An 18,894-nucleotide genomic window follows, 5' to 3' on the forward strand; every position below is an offset into this window, starting at 1 on the left:
AAGACGGAAGTCCGACGATGGATGTGCTTACCAACCATCAACAGGAGTTCCGTCCATGCCTAGTATACCATTTTCTGATGTGATGACCATGCTGTATGTGCTGGTTGATGATTGGTATCAATCAACCAACCGTTCTCCCAAGGCAGCTGCCCCAGGGCCGGCTCCCGCCCTCGCGCCAAGCGAGGTGCTCACCATTTTGTTGGCAATGGATCTGGTACCCTTTCCCAGCGAACGCGGCTTCTTAGGATTTCTCCGGTCAACGCATGGCGATCTATTTCCAACCCTGCCGCACCAAAGTCAATTTAATCGCCATGCCCGCCGACTGTGTGGTCTGCTCGAACCCGTACGTCGCTCATGGCTCGCGTCATGGGCCATGGTGGACGGCCCACAGGTCATCCTTGATACCAAACCGATTCCGGTCATGGGCTATACGCGTCCGAAAACCCGCAGCGATTTCGCTGGAAGCGCGAGTTATGGCTATTGTGCCAGCCGAAAATTACCGTATTTTGGGTATAAACTGGTGATGCTCACGACCCTCGATGGCATTCCGGTGGCCTATGACCTTGTACCGGCCCATACCGATGAGCGCGCCGCTGCGGACGAAATTCTGGACCAGATCACCAATGCCGACGTGTGGGCGGATAAAGGATTTCTCGGTGAACAGTGGCATCAGGAAGTCCGAGCCACCACCGATAATCGCATCTGGACGGCCAAACGCCACAACCAACGGCAGAATCCTGCGCCATTTGATTCCCTGCTCGGGTCGATCCGCGAACGGATCGAAGGGACGTTTCATGAACTGCAAAACACGGGACGGAACAGTGAGCGCTTGTTGGCCAAAACGGTGGAAGGCTTGGTAACGCGCATTGCCAGTAAGGTGACGCATCTCGTCGTGAAGGCCGTGTTGCGTGCGCGATTTGGCATTGATGTCCTCACCTTTACCGTGATCAAAGAAGTCTAACTCACATCAGGCGTATAGATCTATTCAATCAGGTAGTCTATGATCATTGTTCATCCCAGAAAGGATTCATTTCTTGTTTTATCTCACTCCCATCTAATGGGATGTACCATGTTTTTTCAAGTCCTCTTCGAGTTCCAGTTACACAAAATAAGGCACTATCGTTATTAACAAATCGGATATTTAAGAAATTTCTTGCCTCAGCCCATTTTGCATAGCCATTCTCACACGTCTCTGTACAAAGAATTCTTATCGTCTGTGAATAAATATCAAAAATTGCAATACTTTCTTTCCAATCTACCGTATTTATTAGATTATGGTCTGGCGCTTTGCCTTCATTATCAATGATATACGTACCTGGAATAGAGGATGGGGAGAAATCGGATGCGAAGCTATAGGCAATAAACCTATTATTTAATGAAAATACCGGTTTTTCATAGACAATTTGATTATCTGGTGATGAAAAGACAGGTATTGTACTCTTCATAGTAAATAAGTAAAATTTCTTTTGGTCCCAATCACTAGTATTTTCATAGATTCGATTGGTGAAACTTCTTGTAAAATTATGAATATACAGTACCATATGTATGGTATCGAGCGAATTTACTAATGCAACTTCAAATCTTCTTTCAGTTTGAATTAAATCTTTATAAAAATAAGTAGTATTATCTCGCAGAATTATTTTCTCATCATCATAATGATACCATTGCTCACCCCAAGTAAAGTCCGAAGGTTTAATATATTGATTAAACACGTTTTGGATATTTTCAATGACGCGTTCTATTTTTTTCTATTCTCTCAAGAATATTAATAGAAAATAATGATTCAGGAAGGTGATTAAGTCTTATAAGTTTTTCGTCGATAGAATCTATTTCCTTTTGTATACCATTAATTGAATTACGTATTTCGATTGGAATATTAATCCCATATTGAGCCTTAACCTCATTAAGATATCGTAAATTATCATTATGCGTGCTGCGCTGCGTTAGAAGGGATTCGATCTCTTTTTCTATTTCATTCATTTGGGCTAACCTCTATTCTTAATCCATTGAAGATTATATTCATCGTATTGACTTTCTATTTCTATAATACAATACATCCGTATCTTTCGATAATGAAGTAGTTAAGATCTAATTTTTCTCTACAACCAGAAAATCACTGCTATTGTAGGCCGTCACAAATACTGAGATTTCCCCATGCTGAATGTATCAAGTTTCATCACAAATTAGCGATGTGTGTCAGATAGTGAGACTGGACTATAACGTTTTAAACCTATAGATTTTGATTCAGATCCTCCTGTCCATCTATTGTGCATGATTAATCATCATTGGTAAGATATTGCATACAAAGGTGGGTATTTTGACGGCCGTCAAAATACCCACCTTTGTATGATTAAAACATGTACTTCTATGTTATGATAGCTTTATGAAGAGGAGAACGAGACACATCAATGAGGATACTGATGCCAGCTAACCGACACTCCCGAAAGCCGAAGCATAGCACGCCACCAAGTACGCTCCTTGCCTATCCATCCACACTCACACTCAAACCGGGTGATCTCGAAGCGTGGAGTGAGCAGGTAAGCGACTATATAACCACAATTCATGATCGTGCAGCCACTGTTGGATTACGGCTTAAGTATATGGCGAATGAATCAACCAATTTTGATACGCCCATTGGTATATGGTATGTACTCAACGGTAACGAAATTGTGCTTGAAGGTACCGAGGTTGAAGCCTATGATTATATCGAGGCAATCATTGAGGATCAGGTGATTCGTTCGTAAGCCCTATAAGAAAACTCTTAAACTGTAAAAGGAGGATAAGATGCAAATTGATGCGCTATTTACCGAATTAGCCAAGATCGATGGTGTACGTGAGGTAGCGAGAGTCGTAGAAACGTTTGAAATCGTGAGAAATGCAACGGATGGACGGGTGCAACGCGTTACCGTTCAAATCCTTGATAATGGTACACGGGCAAATCCGCACTATCGCTATGCCTGTTTTGCAACTGCGGATGATGGGCGTAGCGCTGCGGGCAATCCTGATGAATCGATTGAAATGGCGTTCGACAATCTGCACTGGGAACACTTAGATTTGCCGCTGGATTAAGTCTTTTTTTGGATGTTAGGGTACTGATTTGTCCCACAAATCAGCCCCTATTCTTAAGAGAATTTAATGCCAATCCATCGTCTTGTATGCTAGTGGAATAAACTGAGAAGATTGATGAGTTGAAGAGTCAGTATTCTCAACTCATCTATTTTATAAGGAGTTATATCCATGAAGGAATCCTATGGCTATCTCCCGCTCGCCAATCTCTCGGAATTATGGGATATTCATCGTTTTAACCTCGCACTGCTTGAAAAACAGGCGGCACAGTATGGCTCGGCTGCCGTGCCGCTACTCACGCAGAATGAGATCAAAAACGAACAATTAATCTTAAAAGAACTTCATGCTGAATTTGATCGGCGCGGCGAGTTACCACAACCCATCAATCCTCAGAAAACAGTCGGTCGGCAATTGTATCAACTTATCTTACTTGAGGACGAACAACGTGCATTATTGGCGCATATTGCCCAAGCACAACGATCATTGCCACGGTTCGAGCGCCAGCCTGTCACCCTGCTGCAGGTAAATGAAGGGCCAGATTATATTCATCACCCTGGCTTTGCTAAACGAAAAATTCCTGTTTACCACGGTGATTTAAACGCGCTCGCACGCGAAGGTCTTCTGGTGGCTAGTCGAACCAGAAAAGGAACTCCTACCTACGATATTACGGCGCATGGGTTTGCGTATGTTGATTATATGATATCACTCCAATCACAATCTTAAAGTCTAAAATAGAAACAAGCACCGAGAAGGAATCAGTATATTCTTTTGGGGTATAAGAGCTATTTGGCCCCTCCGTATGAATGTCCACCATAATCTCAGTTATGTTGAACCCCGTAATAAAATCGTCAAATAGCTTTTGTACCCCATTAACCCAATTGGATCTGGCGGACGCAATCTGTAATCTTACACCCACTCTGAGCGATGTCCCAATACCCGCACCAATAAAGTACAAACGTTGTTAAGCTGCACAATGATGAGAACATGCCTTCAGGTGCGGCGGTTTCGCTGTCGCATGGGACGTGTCCTCAATAGATTTTCATTGAACGCGACACTTCCAACTCCCTGCCAGCGCAGCGCTATCCGACTCACGCAAGCCTTTCAAAGCATTGGCTTGACCTTGGCGAACAACCAAGCGCACGGGAATGCTAATCAGTTACTCTACCATTCTGCCCATCACTAAATAACGGTCATGGGTATTGACGAAGGGTCGCATGAGTTTATCAGGTACATCATTGCCTGGATCATTAGCGGTCGATAACCTCTGCGAAAAAGCTATTTTGTTGGAATGACCTTTTCATATTGGTGAAATAATAAAACCGCTGATTCAGTATTTTGGTTCGGTCCCAAGCTGATTTGATCGCCAACCTTCAATTGAAGGCGATCTTGTATTTTATCATCGTTGAGATATGTTCCCCTCCGACTTTCAAGATCTTGAATAAACATACGTCGGCCTTGCCTGATTATTGCGCAGTGAAGATTACTCACCATACCGTACGTTTGCGCAATGATAATGGCACATTGAGATCGCCCAATTGTCACATAATCAAACGCAAGTCCGTGCGTACTTAAGCGTTGATTATCCTTCATCAAGGACAAGTAGGCATATGGAGCGTTGGCATTAATTTCAGCCATCGCTATAGGTTCTGCTTGGCGCAACTCGAACTCAGCCATAATTGATTCAATCGCTTGCTGTTCGCGATAAATACTATTATTTAACTCCGTGGAGATGTGAATCCCAACTTGAGAGGCTTGAATTTCAAGCATACCTAGATTTCTCCGATGGATGTTCAGGATTTCCCGGAGGTCTTTAGTCAAAATTTGTGCATACGACTTAGCCATAAAACCCTCCTTACAGAGCAACCTGTCGTTACAGTGTTGGTTAATTGCATCTTTGTCATAAGCGAAAATCGCGAACGACTGCAACGACTCTCATCATATCGTAAGTTCTGTTGCCTAGCCTCGGCCGTTTGCAAGTGATATATTACCTCAATAGGTCACGTTGCTATCAATCTCTCCCCACTAAAAGTTCCATCCATTCTTTGGCAGAACGAGTTTGCGAAGGGAGCAGTCATGATCGAATATCAGGTCGGCGATATTATTCTAGGAGAATATCATGTTTTTCAGGTTTTGAAAGGCGGACAGGGGATTGTCTACCTCTGCAAAGTCGGTCTGGGAACCGTAGCACTCAAAACCTTCAATAATACAGTGGCGTGGGATACCAATAGGCGCAATATGTTTCGCAAGGAAGCTCTGGTTTGGTTAAGATTAGGCTTCCATCCCTACATTGTCCCGGCTTTAGGGTTTCTGATGGTAGGCGAACAACCGTACATTTTGTCCGAGGCCATAGTCGATTCCGATCAACGGTCTTTTAGCCTAGACACGCTTCTGCAAGAGCGTGGTCAACTTAATAACAACGAAGCCGTCGTGGCTTGTTGGCAAATAATCACTGCTATGATATTCGTCACGCGCCAAATGCCAGATCTCGTGCACTGCGACTTAAAACCAAGCAATATTCTCGTTGATTCAAGTGGTACCATGCGTATATCCGATTTTGGTCTTGTCCAAGCGCTCTCCAATCCGCAAGCAGGCTCCATCCCTTATATGTCCCCGGAGCAGGTGCGTGGCACCCCGCTCGATGCCCGCAGCGATATCTTCGCCTTAGGCGCTATCACCTACGAGCTACTGACAGGCCGCCTAGCCTTTCCTGTCGTGCGTCCAGGGCAAGAGTCGAGTCCACAAGTCATCTCACAAGCGCTTGCGGATTTGGCCAAGCTTCATAGCACAGGCTATATCCCCGCCGATATCGACTGGCGTGTGCCCTCGGATTTGAGAGCATGGATCAAACGGTGCTTAGCCAGCAATCCGGAGGATCGGTATCGAGGATGGGATGAAGCGCAAGCAGCGCTGGCATATCTGGCACGAACCCGATCAATTGTCCTTGCGCAACCCCCTGCATACGAAGTCCCGCCTCAACTTCTTTTGCTAAAGGCGTTTTCATTCTTCACACTCGGCTATGGGAGTGATGCGTGGGAGCTTTGCAATGCTCTGTTGGATGCCCATCCACATTATAAAGAAGGCCAGTATTTGAAGATCGTGATGCTGTTTGAAGCGGATGGTGAAGAGGCGCAACAAGTAAGAAACACATACATCGATCAACTACTGGCCACTGATCCGCACGACGCGCGGTTTTGGATGTTCAAAGCGATGGTAACCGTTCCGGAGGATGATTCGAGTTACGCTTATGCCCTTGAATGTATCAATCGGGCACTCACACTTGACAGCCAGTTAGCTGATGCTTGGGCTGGACGGGCGATCATCATGGCGAGCTACCACGGCACGCTGAATCTTGCCAGTGATACGCCACCACCGCCCGATGATATGATCGAACGAATCATTAACGATATTCAGTGTGCTGTCGCACTTAATCAGGCGATTTTTGATTTCAATCCAGTCCTCATGCCGATTTTCATCCGATGCTGGCGTTGGCGCTCTTCTCCGGACTACGCTCTACAATTGGTCAGCGAGGGATTGAGTCGCTATCCCATGTCAACCGGGCTGCTCTTGCAACGAGCTGACATCTTGCTTGATCTAGAACGATTTGAGGATGCACAGGAAGATCTTGATCGTGTTTTCGCACTTGACGAGAATTCCTTCCAATACGCGGACATTCAGCGAAGAGCCAACCAGCAACGCTGGCCAACGCGTTACGGGCTAAGCGCTGACAACTCTACGGGATGGATTGCTTGGTGGGAACAGGCCTCGCAACGCGAACGCGAGCTTGATGCACGCACCAGTGCCGGTTACGATCCGCTGACCTTTGGGCGCAATGTGGACGACTATGTTTGGCGGGCGAAGTATTATGAAAGCCGAAAACAGCTCGATCAGGCAATCCAAGAAGCGCATCAGGCGCTTATGCTCGACCCTTGGAACACCAACCTGCTTTGGCTCAAGAGCACATTGCTCGCTACGATTGATTACAACGAGGAGGTTATAACGCTTCTTGAGCGCGCCCGTACCCTGGAACGGAGCGATTTCAATATCCATCGCCTCTATCTAATCATCCTGATTAAACACACCCGCTTTGCCGAGGCTATCACCGAATGCCTGTCGCTCAGTCAGGAATTTCCCGATAACCAAGCGCATCTGACGCGCATTCAGCACCTCGCCTATCAACAGCGCGGCTTTTCGCACAATTTCGGCAGTCAAACAGGATTAGACGAAGCGCTGCGGGATGCCAATAGCGCTCTACGTTTAGATCCCCGAGCTGGCCTGGCCTACGAATTACGGGGTATGGTCCACATCGAACTGGGGCGATATGAAGCGGCACTTGAGGATTTTACCCAGGCAATCGCTTACAACGAAGCGCCCTCCAATGCATATGCGTATCGATCAAACCTTCACCTCTCACTTGGCGATCTCCAGAATGCGGTGGCTGATGCCGAATTGGCGATTGAAGCAAATCCGGAGTCGGGGTATGCCTACAGCATTCGGGCTGACTGTGCTATGCTTGAGCGGCGCATAGTCGTCGCTCAAGCGGATTATGATCGGGCTGTCCAACTCGAGTCCGATCTTGTACCCGCATATGTCGGCCGCGCGTCCATCGCTTTGATGCAAGGAAACATAGAGGGCGCTCTAGCCGATTGCGATACAGCCATCGCGCAGATGACTCTCTTTGCGCCAGCCTATCTCGTTCGCGCCGGAGTCCAAATCGCGCTGGGCCGATTAGAAGAAGCAAACGCCGACCTTGACACATTCATGGAGCTTATACCAAACCCACAGCCTATCTTCGCTGTACAGTTAGCCTATAACCGCGCCGTTTGCTACGTACAGGAGCAGCGCTATGGCGAGGCCCTTCAACAAATCAATCAGGGACTTCAATATATCGACAGAATCATACCAATAGCGCAGGGGACTTACTCGATACTCTTGCTCTCGCAACGGGCTCTCTTATATGGCGGCGTATACCAACGCCCACATGAAGCGCTGCGCGATACCGAACGTGCGCTGTCAATAGACTCCCAGATCCCCGATGTCCTTGTGCTACACGCCACATTGCTGATGCAGTGCGATGATTTTGACGGAGCCTTTCAAGCCGTCATTCAAGCTCTTCAGATCGAACCACGGCATGCTCCTGCGCTTGCGCTTCGCGGTAGTATATGGACGTTCGTTGACGAACTTGATAAAGCCCATGAGGACTTAACGTTGGCTTTAGACCTTGATGATCAAATTCCTCAGGCCCACTTGGGCATGGGTGTCTTACTGACAAAACGAGGAGAACTCCAAACCGCTTTGATACACCTCGAACAGGCAGCAGCCGCTGGTTTGCTACCAGCCCATGCTCTGATCGGCGAGATTAAGCAGGCAATCAACCCAACAATGAACGAACATTCTATCGATAAACTACTTGAGATTGCCTTCGAGGCGTTTCAAGTAGCTAAATCCTTTGAGGAAATCCAGCATATCGTCGCCATGTGCCCACTCATCGCGGATCATCAAATTATGGCACTGCTCGAAGAAGGCATTCAACAAGAGATTGTCACTGAGGAGCGACCGTTATTTCTTCAGCGCTTGCAATGGCTTCGGCAAGCCATCCTCTGAGTGCCTAGGCAAACCAGCGCATGGCCAGACGGCGTTTATGATATATGGTAAGGATTACGGACAAACGGGCCGCTCGCTAAAATCAAGGCCAAACGGCTCCCTGAACAGCGCGAATCCGCAACAGAACGCTCATTCTATGGCGGATTTATCGTAAGAATCTCCTGGCGCACGCTTAGATTTCTCGCAAAAATGCCCAGCAAACGGCATTTTACCCGCAACAGAATCGTTTTCACAGGCTGAAGGAGTCTCCGTGGCCCGTTTCTCCGTAATCCTTACCATACCTCTTTATGTCATGCAAATTGGGGTTTAAACGCAGATATCCCATAGGGGTAAACGCAACGTTGATGCGGTGAACGGCAACGTATGGGTTTTTGTGCATTCTGGTGGGCTATGTTCGCCATATGCTGATGATTATCAGCCATCAAATAAAGTGCTTATTTGGAGGGATATGGGGTTAAACGCAAGACCACTCAAATAAGGATTATGGCGCTGGGCACTGCGTCCATTGGAAGGGCGGTGGCCGTCCGGGGTCTCGGATCGGGTCACCCGTCAGCGTGACCCGACAAATGGCATCGTCAAAACATCCCCTGAGTTGGTTCCGCTGCGCGTGGTCTGGGCCTTTCCGCAGAAATTTCGTCATTTTTTGCTTGACCACGCGCGGATTAATCCGAAAACGCCGCTTGGGAAGGCGCATCGTACTACACGCATCTAACAGCCGCTGATACAGTCGTTCATGGTCGGCGGTGGGTGTTTGTTGAAACTCGCGCAGCGTGGCTTGGATTTCCTGCACCACCAGCACAAAACTGATGCGGTCTGGGTCACACGCCCCATAGGTTCCCGCATCGTGCATGACCGCGCGAATGGCATAGTGGGCAAGGACAAGACCATAAAACTCCTGAATAACCCCAACTGGTTTCTGGCTGCGAAACCGCTGCTGGGTTGCCCGTTGATGGGTATCGATTTCATCGATCATCAGTTCCACCTCCCAGCGCTCGTGATACGCGCCAATGATGGCCCGCGCTGGATACTGCACCGGATCAAGCAGGGTCGTGATGAGCCGATGAACCGTCGTTGGATCGCCTAAGGCGGGCATGGACAGTTGATAGCTAATCATGCGAACCGTCATGCCGGAGAGCTTTTCCAGACGACCGTGGTTGGGTGGAAAGATGGTCACGAGGACAGACCCATCCGCCAGCACCGTCTGGACGCGTGGACGCAGATGTTTGCCAATGCGCCCGATGATCTGCGCACCTCGGTCTTGCGCTGCCGTGAGCAAGGCATGCGAATGAAAGCCGCAGTCCCACAACAAGAGCATCCCTGGGCCAACAGAACGCAGGAGCCGTTTGCCAATCGACCATTCCGAGGTGCGACAAGGCCAAATTCCCGCATCCACGATCGCATGCGTTCCGCACTCGATCAGATAGAGCAGTTTGGCTTGGGGGAACGCACCAGGGCCACGCCGACTGCCTGGACGGCCAAAATACGCCGCATTGGGTGGCGTATCGGCCACATCTTCGATGGTTCCATCAAGCGCCATCAGTCGTAACCCAAACAAGAAGGCTCCAGGCGTTGTGGGTGTGGCACGCGGGCGGCAGATCCGGCGCATGAGCGTATGGAGGGGATGAACGCCGAGTTGATAGCGTCGATAGGTAAACGCTCCACTCTGGGGGATCGGTGGCAGTGGCTCCGATGGCCAGATCCACCGCAGGCCACGGGTCAAATGGCGATAGACGGTGGGGATCGCGCAGTGCGTCCAGATATTCATGGCAATCAGCAGCCAGACCATCGTCCGCATTGTCAGCCGACGATGGCGCTGTTCGATGCAGTGGGTTTCCGCAAGCACCTGATCAATAAGGGTGGTGGGAAGCACACGGGCAAAGATATCGACGGTCAACTGGCTGGCGAGCTTGTCATCGGGCGAAAGTTGCCGTATGGTAAAGGGCATCGCGACCTCCGTGGATAAGGAAAGCAGTGGGATGCGTTCAGTATCCCATGGATGGTCGCGATGCCCTCAGATGCAGTGATACCAGCTACCATAACCCTTATTTGAGTGGTCTTGGGGTTAAACGCACATATCCCCGGTTTTCTCTCGTGAACATCGGTTCAGCCTAAAATCGTACCACAGTACCCATCATTCAACGGGTTTTGTGGTCTCTTGATTTCATCGATGGGTTCTTTGGGACACAAACGTGCGCTGAATCACAGCAAAAGCGCGATAATCCAGCGGGCTGCTGGCATACCAGTTAAACGGTCGTTTGTTTAGTATGGTGCGGTGGTATAGTTCGCCTCGACGCGATTCATCCCTTTCGTATCGGGTATTCCATCGTAGGATTGTCATGAATATCAAGGAACACATCCGTTCGCTAGAGAAAACTGGGGGAATCTGCGTTCAACCCCGATATCAGACATCATGAGTGCTTAAATAGGCCATTCATGTCTGATAACGCTCTTTATTAGACATGACATTACTCCGTTATAGTTACTTTGCCGCATACCGCACGAATGCTGGTTCTAGCCCTTTTAGCCTTGTCGCGCTAATATGGGGTTAAACCTCCTTCCTATAATCAACGGGTCGCCATCGTTCGTATGCGCACATACGTTTGCTGCCATGTTTCGAGGAGCCGTGCGTTTAAGCCCTAAGCGTCGGTTCCGGATGAATCCGCGTGTGGTCAAGCAAAAAATGACGAAATTTCTGCGGAAAGGCCCAGATCACGCGCCGCAGAACCAACCAACGGGGTGCTTCGACACTGCCATTTGTCGGGTCACGCTGACCGATGACTCGATCCGTGACCCCGGACGGCCACCGCTAAGGCCATATTACAGAATGCATAAAATGAGCATTAATCCATGCTGAAGATCGATCAAAAAAGAGTTAGAAGACATCTCCAACGCTAAATCTTGGCTGTTTGATGTCTGCTACTAAGACGAGGAGACATCAAGCAACAAATGGCCTTAAAAAACACGAATCGGTGCCATACCCCTTTACTTTTCTATCGACAGCGCTACCGATCCAAGAATGGATCACGGAGGCTGCGGGTTGAGGCACGAACCAAGGGCATGACTAAGGTCCGCGCCACATTGCGACTTGCTTCGGTCAGTCCGATGGTGCTGATACGGGTGGTTCGCGTGTAGACATCTTCGGTCATCCGAGTTGGTTCGGCTAGCGTGTTCGCAAGGGCGTTGGACAGCGCCCCCTTCATTCCTGTGACCATAATGCCAACATCCACTGTTCCGACGTACCCTGCTCGCGAGTAGATTTGACCCATAGTCCACAAAAAATGGGTCGTAAGACCTGCGACCGTCCCCTCGAAAAGCTGAAGCGTTCCATTGACTTGGCTTGCGGCGCGTCCACAAAATAAACGCGCATGACCATTATCGTGGACATCAAGATCGAGAGCGCTGTCATACCGCCGGCCAGGTTTCCCTCGATCCTGGTCATGTAACGTCATCAACCATCCTTTTGTCGTTCGATGGATACTCGAGGGTTGGTGAAATTCTGGGTAATATCCACTAGGAATAGCTTGGTATTGCTGGGCCTGACCAAGCAACTTCGCAAAGAACACGCTATCATGCTGCTCGTCTTGTGTTCGAACAATCTGGTCCATCAGCCCTTCCGCTGCAAGTATGGGCCATATGCCGAGGTACAGAAATGCATAATCTGGATGGGGCGCAACAGCGAACTCGTGCACAAGATTGCCCATCAAGGACGATCGATCCTGTTCGGCCTCTTGCCGACGTCGGTAGAGTTGCGCGATCTGCCCTTCGCCCAACGGAATGTTGTTCCGGGTATCGCGACCATAGAACCGAAGTTCTTTGTCGACTACTACTTGGTGGGGTGCCCGCGGGGATGGCGGAACCACCACCACCAGATAGCCCTTGGCCGGATCAATGTCGGAACGAATCGTAGAAATATGAATCTGGGGTGGCTCCTGAAGACAGGTTTGGACGATGCGCGTGAGGCGATCAGCAGCGCCCTTAAGATCAATGGGCACCAGTTGATTGGGTCGCCCGTGTTCATCCTCACCAATCCCATAGATAATGACACCACCATCATTCGCCATCGCCGCAATATCAATCGCAATTGACTTCGATTTCGTGGCTATTTCACGTTTCGCATCAAAGATGCTGCTCTCATCCAGTCCTTGATCAATGGCTTGCTGGAGTTCATATTCGCTTTTAGGAATCCACATCAGATACTCCTCTGCATGATTATCACATTGAGGCTAAACATCAAGCCGATCTTGCTGGTTTGATGTATCCGGATCGACTCGCTGCACCTGCTTGAACGTGCCATACGCGGGCGGCATCGCAATCTCTTTACCTGCAAAGAGCTCGGCAATGGTCACAATCTGGACTCGTGGGTATTTTCGGCCCCAGCTCTGCGATTCGTAAAATCCTGCGGTAGTTGCTGCATCGCGCATCGGTTTTGTCGGTGGCTCTAGGGTGATGAGGACACCCATAACTCCCTTTGTCGCATCGAGCACACCAATCAAATCACGAATAACGCTGGCCTGCACCTTGCCACCCTTAACCTGAATAATAACTTTTTTAGTCTTGCCAGCCGCATCGTCAATGAAATTTATAATCCCATCGATTCCTCCGTCAGGACCCTTTTTACCTTGCTTGCTGCTACCGTCGGCTCCGTACGGGCGGGCATGAATCATCGATAATGCCCACCATTGGAACTGATACGGATTATCGTTGAACAACTGGTGAGCTGCACCCACGTCCTCAGGCTCTCCGATGACATTAAACGTGAGACCTGGATACATTTCGGCAAGGCGGTATTTTTGGAGCGCAATGGAGAGATGAGTTATATCAATCCCGATCCAGCGTCGGCCAAGCTTTTGTGCTGCGGCGATCGTGGTTCCGCCGCCACAGAAGGGATCGAGCACTATATCGCCAAGATTGCTGCTAGCTTGAATAATGCGTTCTAACAAGATAAGCGGCTTCTGGGTAGGATAGCCGAGTCGTTCGTGTGCTAGTGGATTAATGATAGGAATATCCCACACATCGTCAACAGGAGTCCCTAAAGGATGTGGCTGATATTGTTTCCCTGATGCACTCATGATTCCGCTCTTTGCATACTGACTCGTCGCTTTATACGGCTGTCGAATTGCATCAACATTGAAGGTATGGCGTGGGCCAACGCGATACCACAGCAAAATATCATGTTTTCGAGAAAAATAGCTTTTTGAACGTCCACCGCCTGTATAGTGCCATACGATCTCATTTAAAAAGTGATCAGCACCAAAAATAGTATCAAGAATGATCTTAAGATAATGACTTGCCGTCGGATCACAGTGTAAATACAGGCTCCCCGTTGGTTTAAGCACACGGTGCAACTCCATCAGCCGTGATGCCATCATCACCAGGTAGGCCATCATCGGGTTACTCCCAATAAACCCACGGAGTGCACTAATCATATCACTGATGGCTGGAGATCCCTGGGTAACAAGTTCGTTATATTCTTGTTCGGCAGTTGGTCCCCAACTCCACGAGTCCGTAAATGCAACAATCTGAGCCTCTGAGTCGTTACCACGTTCGTCCTTGAAGAGTACATTATAGGTACGATTGGAGTTAAATGGTGGATCGAGATATACCAAATCAACGCTTTCTGTGGGGATATAGTCGCGCAGAATCTTAAGATTATCACCATAAAACAAGGTGTTATCGGTTATTGGTCGCATATTACGCCCTCACACACAGGATGATAGGCAAGTCTATCATAGCTATTCAATCTATGAAATGAGACGAGCATTATATCCATCGTGTCGTACCAGTAGGGGTCAACCCAACGTCGATGCGACCAAGGGCAAAGGATGGATTCTCGCGCATTTTGATGGAATATTTTCGCCATACGTTCATGCGTATCAGACTATGAGTGATTAAGGCAGCCAATCCTGTCTGATATGTCTATATATTAGACAGGAAAATACTTTATTATGTTAACTCTGCGGTTGGCCGCAGGAATGTTGGGCATAGACCTATTAGTGGTATGGGGGTTGGGGATGCGAAGATCGGCAGTTTCCATGGGCGAGCCAAGATACGCAAGGATATACTGAAGATCATCCAGCATGGTTGGCAGGGCGAGCGGAAAAAAGCGTTGCTTCGCTTTAAAATAGCCCAATTGGAGGATAAACCAGGCATGGAGGAGATCATCTGATAACCGAGGAAAGCGCTCCGCTTCGGCATCCGACAGGGTAAAGGCAATCAGGCGATCCGCATCATTGAAGATAGGACGGTCATACAGAGCGGCACGGTCGGTTTCCTCAAGCAGGTGCAATCGTTTCTTCCGCGTGGTGGTGGCTGGGGTCGGTGGCATAGAGGTGATCCCCAAAAACGACCGTATTATAGCAACAAATACCGATGCAGAAAATCCCCCTTTCTTTTCAGCAGATTCTGGTTAAAATAATTCAAATTTGAGGATTTATTGCGCAGCCAACGCGTAGGATGAAAGGATAGACGCATGTACTATGCCTATCTGCGCGTCAGCACCAACAAACAGACAACCGACCAGCAGCGGTTTGAGATTCTGAACTATGCTGACGCACACAAACTCACCATCGATTACTGGATCGACGAAACCGCCAGCGGAACAATGAAAATCGGTGAGCGGAAGTTTAGTCAGGTGCTCGCGGTGATGAACCGCCATGATGTCCTCATTGTGACCGAGTTGAGCCGACTTGGACGCAGCCTCATGGAGGTGATGAGTATCCTGTATACGTTGATGGAGCGTGAGATCACCGTCCAGTCCTCAAAGAAGGCTATACCTTGGGGAACAACCTCAACTCCAAGGTATTGGCCTTTGCATTTAGTCTGTCCGCCGAAATTGAGCGAGCGATGATTTCACAACGGACAAAAGAAGCCTTGGGATGGAAACGGAGTGAAGGGAAACGGCTTGGTCAGCCAAAAGGCTCACGCTCAAAGACCACCAAACTGACGGGGAAAGAGGCGATTATTGCAGAATTGCGGTCGAAAAAGATTTCCATCAGTGCGATTGCGCGTATTTTAGGAGTCCATCGACGGATGGTTGCGGCCTATATTCAACAGGATAAACGCTAAGACTATCCCAGGTTATATCCTTTCAAAAAGGCTGACATAGACATACCCAAAAATGGCTTGCTAACACATTTTCGAGGGAGTATCCATGGCTGATATAGGGTATTTACTAATCACATATTCCGCTGATCGTGATACGACGTGGGACCCGATCTATTTACGACATGAAGTGACCTATCTTGGCCGCCCTGCTCCCGATGAAACAAAGCCCTATATCAAACTTGATATACTCTCAGTTTCGCGTGTCCATGCACGCATTGTCTATACCAATCAGGAGTATATTCTAGAAAATATAAAAGGACAGTATAGAATCGGATTATTTGAGCAAGAATTAGCGATAGGTCAGTCGCATACACTTCGTCACGGAACGATCTTTCAAATACCGAATCGCTCTGACGAATTTTTTCGAATCATTTTTCTGCTGAATGATAAAACACAGGTTTTGCCACTTGACATTGATGAATCATCGCAACGTGTCATGGTTTTTGGCGACTACATTTCAGTAACAGGCCTCGAATTTACGCTATTGAAGTATCTCTATTGGCATCGTGGGATGCTCTGCACATATACCGATATTATCAATGCTCTTTGGCCAGATGATAGGTATAGTGGAGGCCGCCGATCGGAGCTTGATGTCTTACTCTCACGAATCCGCAGCAAAATCCGTAGTGCGAGCGGCGGATTTACGTTTCTACAAACCATTCGTACCGAAGGTATCCGGTTGGTTGTGTAAAGACTTATCAGATTATTAAGGAAGTTGCAAGTCATTTGCAAGTTGTATGTTTCCCTAAGCTTTTTATACTCAAAAGAGTCTATTACGCTTGGAGAAACGATGAACGTCTTTACTATCTTGATATGTTTATGCTGGGGAGCCTCGGTCGGTAGTGTCACGCTACGCGTTGTAACCCAACGAGCATGGTGGGAGATCATCTTGTGGCTTCCTCCAACCATTATATTCGGTCCGATAGGCGCATTAATTTATTATCTTGATGCCGTTGTTCAAACACCACATTCCTGGCCAAAACCCAAGCAGCAAAAACGGCCCGATCTATCATCCTCATATCAATATTCATCGCCAATACCAATCAATAAAGCTAAACGATATCTCTATGTGGATAAAGGAATTGATCGAGGTCAATTAATGTGTTTGCCTTCTCGTGGGTCATTACTGATTCGGCGTACGTTACCAGAAGATGTTTGGGAACCACATATATTCGCGCTCAATGATATGGCCATTAGCCGCATTGCGCATTGTCGCATTATGGTGACTGATGCGGCGATACGACTCGAAGATGTGAGCACGAATGGAACGGAAGTAAATGGCGTGCGCATTCATCATACACATGCGATCCTTCATATGGGCAGCATTATCCGAATGGGAGCGACGGTCATCGTGATCAATGACTGCCTTCCAATGAACACAACTGGGACGCAAAGACTTTAGGAGAGTATTCTATGCCTTTTCCAACAAGCTTTCTGGTTCAATCAAATCGGTTCACCGATGTTCATATCATTGGTAAAGGAGCTGCGGGATTAGTCTATAAAGCAAAAGATACAGCACTTAATCGCGTCGTTGCAGTTAAAGAAGTATTACCATCGTATCATCTCTTTCATGAAGAGTGTGCTCGATTTGAAAAAGAAACAAAAATCCAGGCCAAGATGCTTCATTCCCATATAGTTACCGCCTATAACGTCGAGATTGATCCACAGACTCAAGAACGCTATTTGATTTGTGAATATTTCCCTGATGGCTCGCTTGATACATATATCAAAAAATATGGGGCATTGTCCGAGGATCAAGCGATTAAAGTTACCATAGATATCTGTACTGCACTCCAAGAAACTTGGTCTCATGGAATCGTCCACCGTGATATCAAACCATCGAATATTTTGCTTATCTTGGATCACAATGGCACGGTTGAATCGGCAAAACTTGGTGATTTTGGTGTAGCCCAAGATAAAGATTTAGCAAAAACGACAGGCATCCATGGTTCATCACATCCAGGTACCCAGTTATATATGGCACCAGAACAAAGTGATTTTACGCGTGTCTTGGATGTTCGAGCCGATCTCTATGCACTTGGTATTACGCTATGGGAAATGTTGACAAACACAGATTATAAGGTGCAATGTCCGAATGGCGTGTTGAATCTCAAGGGTATCAACCCTAAACCTCATCCGAGACTCATCAAGATTATTCAGAAAGCAACACACAATGATATTAACCAACGGTATGCGACACCACAGGAGATGGCTCGGGATCTGAACGGGAGAAAACCCTATCCATGGATGGTGCTCCTCCTGATAGTAGTATTTCTTGGCGGAAGCATCACCGCTATTGCGCTCAATCCATCACTTCGTTCAGCACTTGGTATTGGACAAATATCACCAACGACCAATACTACCCCCTTGGTAACAGAACCAACAGGACTAGCTGGAGGAGTATCACCATTGGATGAGCCTACTGTACTAGTAACCAACGTCCCTACGCCAACGGTAACCGAGACACCTGCCCCAACGGCAACCGACATCCCTACGCCGACAATAACCGAGACACCTGCCCCAACGGCAACCGACATCCCTACGCCGACAATAACCGAGACACCTGCCCCAACAGTAACGCCACAAGGCTACTTTTTTGATAGTTTTGACGTTACGCCTCGACCAGAATGGAAATTCCTGCAAGATGGACTTGTTATTAACTCTGCATCACTATTTGGTAGTAGGGGAATTATATTTTTATCAACAAGTATTAATGAATATCGCCTTAAATTAAGGATGAAAGGTAATAAGTATAGAATTATATTTCGTGCAACAGCAGGAAAAAATAAGATTGATCAAGGATATACAATGGAATGTGGTCGTTATACATGTTATTGGGGATCTCTTGCTCAAGGTGAATCAAATGGTTTAAGTTCCTATTTAATTAAAGAAAACATATTTCCAGATGGTGATTATTATTATGATTTAGAATTAATTGTTTCTGGAAGAAATTTTATCGTTAAGATTGATGGTGAGGAATTCACTACGTTAACGGATGAGAGTATATTGTTTGGGGAAGGCATAGCCATTGAATCACTTGGTAGTATTTATATTGATAGATTAGAAATATTACCTTTGGAAGAATAAATTTTGGAAAATTATAAACAATGATTTCAATTTTAA

The 18,894-nt window shown here is 47.5% G+C and carries 16 protein-coding genes and 1 pseudogene; 10 read left to right on the forward strand and 7 right to left on the reverse strand.

Going from position 1 to position 18,894, the window contains the following annotated elements:
- Positions 1-55: 55 nt before the first annotated feature.
- Positions 56-961, forward strand: coding sequence for an IS982 family transposase (locus tag SE18_RS25335; protein WP_054537276.1), 906 nt, complete (start codon positions 56-58; stop codon positions 959-961).
- Between the two features lie 43 nt (positions 962-1,004).
- On the opposite strand, the gene SE18_RS25340 is transcribed toward SE18_RS25335, so the two are convergent.
- On the reverse strand, positions 1,005-1,712 hold the full coding sequence (locus SE18_RS25340) for a hypothetical protein (RefSeq protein ID WP_054537277.1): 708 nt from the start codon (positions 1,710-1,712) through the stop codon (positions 1,005-1,007).
- Positions 1,713-1,725: 13 nt separating this feature from the next.
- On the reverse strand, positions 1,726-1,980 hold the full coding sequence (locus SE18_RS25345; protein WP_054537278.1) for a hypothetical protein: 255 nt from the start codon (positions 1,978-1,980) through the stop codon (positions 1,726-1,728).
- 620 nt (positions 1,981-2,600) lie between these two features.
- Here SE18_RS25345 and SE18_RS27650 point away from each other — a divergent pair.
- The 3 genes from SE18_RS27650 (at position 2,601) to SE18_RS25355 (ending at position 3,789) form a co-directional block, all read left to right on the forward strand.
- On the forward strand, positions 2,601-2,744 hold the full coding sequence (locus SE18_RS27650; RefSeq protein ID WP_160319556.1) for a hypothetical protein: 144 nt from the start codon (positions 2,601-2,603) through the stop codon (positions 2,742-2,744).
- Positions 2,745-2,784: 40 nt separating this feature from the next.
- On the forward strand, positions 2,785-3,069 hold the full coding sequence (locus SE18_RS25350; protein WP_054537279.1) for a YbeD family protein: 285 nt from the start codon (positions 2,785-2,787) through the stop codon (positions 3,067-3,069).
- Positions 3,070-3,237: 168 nt separating this feature from the next.
- Positions 3,238-3,789 (forward strand): hypothetical protein, encoded by a 552-nt coding sequence (locus tag SE18_RS25355; protein WP_054537280.1) that lies wholly within the window; start codon positions 3,238-3,240, stop codon positions 3,787-3,789.
- A gap of 552 nt (positions 3,790-4,341) precedes the next feature.
- Here SE18_RS25355 and SE18_RS25360 read toward each other — a convergent pair.
- The gene (locus SE18_RS25360; RefSeq protein ID WP_054537281.1) at positions 4,342-4,908 is read right to left on the reverse strand and encodes an FHA domain-containing protein; all 567 of its coding nucleotides are present in this window, start codon (positions 4,906-4,908) and stop codon (positions 4,342-4,344) included.
- Positions 4,909-5,139: 231 nt separating this feature from the next.
- On the opposite strand from SE18_RS25360, the gene SE18_RS25365 reads away from it, so the two are divergent.
- Positions 5,140-8,667, forward strand: a complete 3,528-nt coding sequence (locus tag SE18_RS25365; protein WP_054537282.1) for a protein kinase domain-containing protein — start codon at positions 5,140-5,142, stop codon at positions 8,665-8,667.
- Between the two features lie 481 nt (positions 8,668-9,148).
- Here SE18_RS25365 and SE18_RS25370 read toward each other — a convergent pair whose 3' ends face one another.
- On the reverse strand, positions 9,149-10,510 hold the full coding sequence (locus tag SE18_RS25370; RefSeq protein WP_236707002.1) for an IS4 family transposase: 1,362 nt from the start codon (positions 10,508-10,510) through the stop codon (positions 9,149-9,151).
- Here SE18_RS25370 and SE18_RS28080 point away from each other — a divergent pair.
- Entirely contained in the window at positions 10,415-10,630 is a 216-nt protein-coding gene (locus SE18_RS28080) for a hypothetical protein (RefSeq protein WP_236707004.1), read from the forward strand. The genes SE18_RS25370 and SE18_RS28080 overlap by 96 nt on opposite strands.
- Before the next feature lie 1,039 nt (positions 10,631-11,669).
- Here SE18_RS28080 and SE18_RS25375 read toward each other — a convergent pair.
- The 3 genes from SE18_RS25375 to SE18_RS25385 all read right to left on the reverse strand — a co-directional run bounded on the left by SE18_RS25375 (position 11,670) and on the right by SE18_RS25385 (position 14,992).
- Positions 11,670-12,857: an AlbA family DNA-binding domain-containing protein gene (locus SE18_RS25375; RefSeq protein ID WP_054537284.1), complete on the reverse strand. Its 1,188-nt coding sequence runs from the start codon at positions 12,855-12,857 to the stop codon at positions 11,670-11,672.
- 33 nt (positions 12,858-12,890) lie between these two features.
- Positions 12,891-14,357, reverse strand: coding sequence for a DNA methyltransferase (locus tag SE18_RS25380; protein WP_054537285.1), 1,467 nt, complete (start codon positions 14,355-14,357; stop codon positions 12,891-12,893).
- A 233-nt stretch (positions 14,358-14,590) separates the two neighbouring features.
- A complete protein-coding gene (locus SE18_RS25385; protein ID WP_054537286.1) occupies positions 14,591-14,992 on the reverse strand; it encodes a DUF4158 domain-containing protein in 402 nt (133 codons plus the stop codon).
- A gap of 144 nt (positions 14,993-15,136) precedes the next feature.
- On the opposite strand from SE18_RS25385, the pseudogene SE18_RS28405 reads away from it, so the two are divergent.
- From SE18_RS28405 to SE18_RS25400, 4 genes and pseudogenes are all read left to right on the forward strand, one after another.
- Positions 15,137-15,732, forward strand: a pseudogene (locus SE18_RS28405) (recombinase family protein).
- An 85-nt stretch (positions 15,733-15,817) separates the two neighbouring features.
- On the forward strand, positions 15,818-16,462 hold the full coding sequence (locus tag SE18_RS25395; RefSeq protein ID WP_054537287.1) for a winged helix-turn-helix domain-containing protein: 645 nt from the start codon (positions 15,818-15,820) through the stop codon (positions 16,460-16,462).
- A gap of 99 nt (positions 16,463-16,561) precedes the next feature.
- The gene (locus SE18_RS27040) at positions 16,562-17,173 is read left to right on the forward strand and encodes an FHA domain-containing protein (RefSeq protein WP_083470160.1); all 612 of its coding nucleotides are present in this window, start codon (positions 16,562-16,564) and stop codon (positions 17,171-17,173) included.
- Positions 17,174-17,184: 11 nt separating this feature from the next.
- A complete protein-coding gene (locus SE18_RS25400) occupies positions 17,185-18,858 on the forward strand; it encodes a serine/threonine-protein kinase (RefSeq protein WP_054537288.1) in 1,674 nt (557 codons plus the stop codon).
- Positions 18,859-18,894 lie beyond the last annotated feature (36 nt).

Source organism: Herpetosiphon geysericola, from assembly GCF_001306135.1.
Classification (GTDB): domain Bacteria; phylum Chloroflexota; class Chloroflexia; order Chloroflexales; family Herpetosiphonaceae; genus Herpetosiphon; species Herpetosiphon geysericola.

Bases quoted from the DNA above. Each gene is read 5' to 3' on its own strand.
- SE18_RS25350 (WP_054537279.1), top strand. From the start codon at position 2,785: ATGCAAATTGATGCGCTATTTACCGAATTAGCCAAGATCGATGGTGTA.
- SE18_RS27040 (WP_083470160.1), top strand. From the start codon at position 16,562: ATGAACGTCTTTACTATCTTGATATGTTTATGCTGGGGAGCCTCGGTC.
- SE18_RS25345 (WP_054537278.1), bottom strand. From the start codon at position 1,980: ATGAATGAAATAGAAAAAGAGATCGAATCCCTTCTAACGCAGCGCAGC.
- SE18_RS25355 (WP_054537280.1), top strand. From the start codon at position 3,238: ATGAAGGAATCCTATGGCTATCTCCCGCTCGCCAATCTCTCGGAATTA.
- SE18_RS25400 (WP_054537288.1), top strand. From the start codon at position 17,185: ATGCCTTTTCCAACAAGCTTTCTGGTTCAATCAAATCGGTTCACCGAT.
- SE18_RS25385 (WP_054537286.1), bottom strand. From the start codon at position 14,992: ATGCCACCGACCCCAGCCACCACCACGCGGAAGAAACGATTGCACCTG.
- SE18_RS25395 (WP_054537287.1), top strand. From the start codon at position 15,818: ATGGCTGATATAGGGTATTTACTAATCACATATTCCGCTGATCGTGAT.
- SE18_RS25380 (WP_054537285.1), bottom strand. From the start codon at position 14,357: ATGCGACCAATAACCGATAACACCTTGTTTTATGGTGATAATCTTAAG.
- SE18_RS25375 (WP_054537284.1), bottom strand. From the start codon at position 12,857: ATGTGGATTCCTAAAAGCGAATATGAACTCCAGCAAGCCATTGATCAA.
- SE18_RS25365 (WP_054537282.1), top strand. From the start codon at position 5,140: ATGATCGAATATCAGGTCGGCGATATTATTCTAGGAGAATATCATGTT.
- SE18_RS25335 (WP_054537276.1), top strand. From the start codon at position 56: ATGCCTAGTATACCATTTTCTGATGTGATGACCATGCTGTATGTGCTG.
- SE18_RS27650 (WP_160319556.1), top strand. From the start codon at position 2,601: ATGGCGAATGAATCAACCAATTTTGATACGCCCATTGGTATATGGTAT.
- SE18_RS25360 (WP_054537281.1), bottom strand. From the start codon at position 4,908: ATGGCTAAGTCGTATGCACAAATTTTGACTAAAGACCTCCGGGAAATC.